The organism is Flavihumibacter sp. CACIAM 22H1 (assembly GCF_001601815.1).
Taxonomy (GTDB): Bacteria; Bacteroidota; Bacteroidia; order Chitinophagales; family Chitinophagaceae; genus Flavihumibacter.
On record NZ_LUKG01000045.1, the window covers coordinates 1 to 3,181 of the forward strand.

Below are 3,181 nucleotides of genomic sequence, written 5' to 3' on the forward strand. Positions count from 1 at the left end.
GTGTTCTACTGGGTTTTATAGGGCTTTGTTTGTTATTCATAGCCAGGGGAAATCTTGAATTCGGTTACTTATCCTATTCGTTCCTGGTAATTCTTGCCACCCTATGTTACGGCATTAATGTAAATATGGTGGCCCGGCACCTGCGGGGTATTGGCTCTGTTAGCATTGCCTCTTTTGCATTTGCCTGCCTGATACCACCCTCTTTTTTTATTCTTTGGAGAACGGGTTATTTTAGTCTTATCAGCAGAAATACCTTACCCGCCTGGGGGATGTCGACCTTTGCAGCAGTAGTTCTTGGCGTATTGGGAACAGCCCTCGCCTCCATCATTTTTTACATGCTGGTGAAGAGGGCTGGTACCTTGTTCGCCTCCCTGGTAACCTATGGTATTCCCTTTGTGGCAATTGGCTGGGGCCTGGTTTATGGAGAAACCATTTCAGTGGCCCAGGTTGGCTGCCTGATTGTTATTCTGGCGGGGGTATACCTGGTTAACCGAAATAAAAAGGCTTAAACTGCCATAATTTCCTTCTCTTTCTGCGCCAGGTGTTTCTCTACCAGGGCAATATGTTTATCGGTCAGCTCCTGAACGTCTTTTTCGGCATCTTTTGCCGCATCTTCACTCAGGCCATCTTTCTGTAATTTTTTGATCTGTTCAATGGCATCTCTTCTGATACTCCGTACAGCTACTTTGGATTGTTCACCTTCGCCATTACATTTTTTTACCAGCTCTCTCCGGCGTTCTTCCGTTAGCGGAGGCAGAAACATCCGGATCATAATACCATCATTCTGCGGATTGATGCCGATATTGGAATTGATAATAGCCCGCTCAATGGGTTGGAGCATATTCTTTTCCCATGGCTGAACGGTTATTGTCCTTGCATCAGCAGCTGTTACGTTGGCTACCTGGGCAATGGGGGTAGGCGAACCATAATAATCCACTACAATTCCGTCCAGCATCTGAGGATTGGCTTTACCTGCCCTGATTTTCACTAATTCCACTTCCAGGTGTTGAATCGCTTTTTTCATGGAATCACTGGCGTCCTCCATGATCATGGATAATTCTTCCGTCATTGCTTATAAATTATTCGGGCAAAACTAAGGAAATGGAATTATTTCTGTTCGATCGGGGCAGATTCTGAAAGAGGAACCAGTTTACCGCCGGATTGCTTGCGTATTCCATTATTGGGTGTCACAAAAAACTGGGGACGGCGTTTTTTTACCAGGTACAAAGCCCCAATCAGGCTGAAGAAAAGCCCGAAATATACAGCCATCAGCAGGGTACTGCCCATGTTATGAAATAAAAACCCAAGGGCAATAATTCCAGCATTCAGCGCCATCAGGCTAATAGCAATGGCGCGGTGCGAGAAGCCGATATCGAGCAGTAGATGATGAATATGGTTACGATCGGGCGAAAAAGGCGAACGCCGGTTAAACATGCGGATACCAAATACCCGCAGGGTGTCGAGTAAAGGAACCATCAGAATGCCGAATCCAACCGCCGGGGAAGCATGGATGGTGAATGCATTGCCGGGCACCATGGCCACATTAATAAATTTCACCACCAATACGGCATTAACCAGCCCTATTAAAAGAGAACCGGTATCGCCCATAAAAATTCTTGCCGGTTGAAAATTAAAGATCAGGAAGGCCAATACAGCCCCTGCCATTGAAAAAGCAAGTACAGCTTCCGGTAAATGACCGGTTAATACAAAATAAGTTCCAAAAACGGTAGTGGATAAAAGGCCTAAACTACCCGCCAGTCCGTCTACCCCATCGATCAGGTTAAAGGAATTCATAACAACAATGGCGGTAAGGTAGGTGAATATGAGGCTGAAGGATTCCGGTAAGCCATAAACGCCCAGAAATCCCTGCATGCTTTCGATCTGTAAATCGCCGTAATAGATAACAATAAAGGCCGCCAGTACCTGACCGATAAATTTTTTAACCGGGGAAATGATGATGATATCATCTTTTAATCCCATATAAAAAATTACTACCGCTGCCGCCAGGTAAAATTGCAGGTGTTTAGCCTGTTGAAAATTGGCTATCAGTAAAACAGCAAAAATAAAGCCGGCAAAAATACCCAGTCCCCCGAGAGCCGGGATAGCCGCCTGGTGAATTTTGCGTTCATCCGGAATATCATAGATCTTTTTCATGGCGGCTACCCGTATAATTACGGGAATTGCCAGAAATGTAATGGTAAATGCGATGGTTAAAGCAAGAATTACATCAAACATGTGCTGCTGTTTCCGATTAATAACTAAAGCTCCTAAAAAAATTGTGCCCTCCAATCATAAACGAAAAAAAGCCTGCTTTAGTCTTATTCTACCCTAAAGATCAGGGCAAATAAGTTAGTTTTGTTCCACAAATTTTCAGTATGGCCAGTTTACAGGAAATAGCTTCCCAGATCAGACGTGATATTGTTCGGATGGTACACGGTGCTTCCAGTGGCCATCCCGGGGGATCCCTGGGTTGTACAGATTATTTTACGGCCCTGTTTTTTAAAGTAATGAAACACAATCCGGATTTTTCCATGGATGGCCGGGGAGAAGATCTTTTTTTTCTTTCCAATGGCCATATTTCGCCGGTTTATTATGCTACGCTGGCCAGGGCAGGGTATTTTGACAAGCAGGAATTAGCCAGCTTCCGGAAGTTAAACAGCCGGTTACAGGGCCATCCCGCCACCCACGAACACCTGCCTGGTATACGGATAGCCAGCGGTTCACTAGGACAAGGCATGAGTGTTGCCATTGGTGCCGCACTCGCCAAAAAACTTAATAAAGACACCCAACTGGTATTTTCCCTGCATGGAGACGGCGAACTGGACGAAGGCCAGAATTGGGAAGCCGCTATGTTTGCAGCACATCATAAAGTGGATAACCTGATTTCGACGGTTGACTGGAATGGCCAGCAAATCGATGGGTCTACCAAAAAAGTAATGGATCTGGGCGAACTGGATAAAAAATTCGAAGCCTTTGGCTGGCAAGTGCTGGTACTGGAACAAGGCAATGAGGTGGAGGCAGTAGTGGCCATGCTGGAAAAAGCCAAAACCCTTACCGGGCAGGGTAAACCGGTGGTAATTTTAATGAAAACAGGAATGGGTGCTGGTGTAGACTTTATGGAAGGCAGTCACGAATGGCATGGCATAGCGCCCAATGATGAGCAATTAGCCCGGGCCTTGGC

4 protein-coding genes are annotated in these 3,181 nt (G+C 45.8%); 2 read left to right on the forward strand and 2 right to left on the reverse strand.

Features of this window, described 5'->3' with window-relative positions; all coding sequences use genetic code 11:
- Positions 1-509 (forward strand): DMT family transporter (locus A1D16_RS13060; RefSeq protein ID WP_290710155.1); only part of this gene is annotated, 509 nt, incomplete at its 5' end.
- On the opposite strand, the gene frr is transcribed toward A1D16_RS13060, so the two are convergent.
- Both frr and A1D16_RS13070 read right to left on the reverse strand, forming a co-directional pair.
- Complete coding sequence (frr, locus tag A1D16_RS13065) at positions 506-1,069, reverse strand: ribosome recycling factor (RefSeq protein ID WP_290710157.1); 564 nt, start codon at positions 1,067-1,069, stop codon at positions 506-508. The two genes, A1D16_RS13060 and frr, sit on opposite strands and share 4 nt — an antisense overlap.
- A gap of 38 nt (positions 1,070-1,107) precedes the next feature.
- Positions 1,108-2,235 (reverse strand): MraY family glycosyltransferase, encoded by a 1,128-nt coding sequence (locus A1D16_RS13070; RefSeq protein ID WP_290710160.1) that lies wholly within the window; start codon positions 2,233-2,235, stop codon positions 1,108-1,110.
- 140 nt (positions 2,236-2,375) lie between these two features.
- Here A1D16_RS13070 and A1D16_RS13075 point away from each other — a divergent pair.
- Positions 2,376-3,181, forward strand: an 806-nt coding sequence (locus A1D16_RS13075) for a transketolase (protein WP_290710162.1), incomplete at its 3' end; no start/stop codon positions are given.